The 1,117-nt window shown below is 62.2% G+C and carries 2 protein-coding genes; one reads left to right on the top strand and one right to left on the bottom strand.

Annotated features, from left to right (window positions below):
• Nucleotides 1-374 precede the first annotated feature (374 nt).
• The gene (locus Q392_RS26410) at nt 375-902 is read left to right on the top strand and encodes a hypothetical protein (protein ID WP_038215726.1); all 528 of its coding nucleotides are present in this window, start codon (nt 375-377) and stop codon (nt 900-902) included.
• Here Q392_RS26410 and Q392_RS33705 read toward each other — a convergent pair.
• The coding region (locus Q392_RS33705) for a hypothetical protein (RefSeq protein WP_211260319.1) at nt 895-1,117 on the bottom strand (223 nt) is incomplete at its 5' end. The two genes, Q392_RS26410 and Q392_RS33705, sit on opposite strands and share 8 nt — an antisense overlap.

Here is a 1,117-nt window from a genome sequence, read left to right as displayed (position 1 = left end):
GCTCGATCTCCTCTTCCATCCATGACCTCCTTCGCTGTGAAAGGGGGTCAGTTCTCAATGGCGCCAGGGGGGCAGTTTTTCATGGCGCCTGACACGGGGCGTTGACATGGCGTCTTCCTACCTCTGGTTCCGAGCCACCAGAAACACGTCGTTCCGAGCACTCCCCCGCTTGCTCCAGAAAGCACCCGCAGACGCCTCGGCAGTGTCACTGCAGATACGTTCGCGCTCCCCGAAGGAGGCGACCCTGTCACTCCAGTGTCACTGCATTCACATCGTAGTGACACTGGAGTGCCAGCACAGGTCAGCCATCGTGATGGTTGATCACGCGCTCGCCCATGCGAACTTGCCCTTCATCACGACGAAAGGAGTTCGAGATGAGCAAGTTCTGGTATGTCACCGGCGAACTGACCGAGGTGCAGCGCTACATCAATGTCCCCATGCGCTGGTGCGAGCAGTACCCTGCCCGCGAACGGCGAGAGTTCTGGCTGGCCCGGACGGATGGCATCGACCAGGAGGTGAAGCTCGTGGTCCACAGTCGCTCAATGCCCGCGCGGCGCGGTCACGAGGTCTGCGTGCTGCTGCTCGGCGAGTTGGTCGTCGGTCTGGTGAACCTCAGCACCGGCCGGCGGGTCAACTTCATCACCGCCGACCCGCCCCTGCTGCTGCGCCGCTGCGATGTGCTGGCAGCGGTCGGCATCTTCGTCTCAGGAGCCATCGTGGCTGCAAGCTGGGATGTGCGGAGCCTGCTGCTGACTGTTCCGCTCAGCCTGCTGTATGTGCCCTGTAGGGCGCTTGGCCGGTTGCTGTGGCGAACCCGGCTGCGCGGGCAGGTGGGCCGCGGTTTGGACATGGCGCTGACTGCAGCATCTGACGAACCGCCACGCCTGTGGCGCGTCAAGTAGCCGAAATGGCGAACGGATACCACGAGCCCCTGAAGCTGCCGCCAAGGGGATAATTGGGTGTAATTGGATGTAGTATTGGCGCAATGATCGCCGCCCATGCCATCCAGATCACCCCGGAAGTGTCGGCGCCGGTTGAACTTTGACCCACCGGGGGTGCGGCGGATTTCTTGGACTGGTTATGCCATGAGCCCCAGGCTCTTGCGATATTCAACAGG

The sequence above is a fragment of the Xenophilus azovorans DSM 13620 genome (assembly GCF_000745855.1).
Taxonomy (GTDB): domain Bacteria; phylum Pseudomonadota; class Gammaproteobacteria; order Burkholderiales; family Burkholderiaceae_C; genus Xenophilus; species Xenophilus azovorans.
This window is presented reverse-complemented; position numbering and strand designations above follow the sequence as displayed.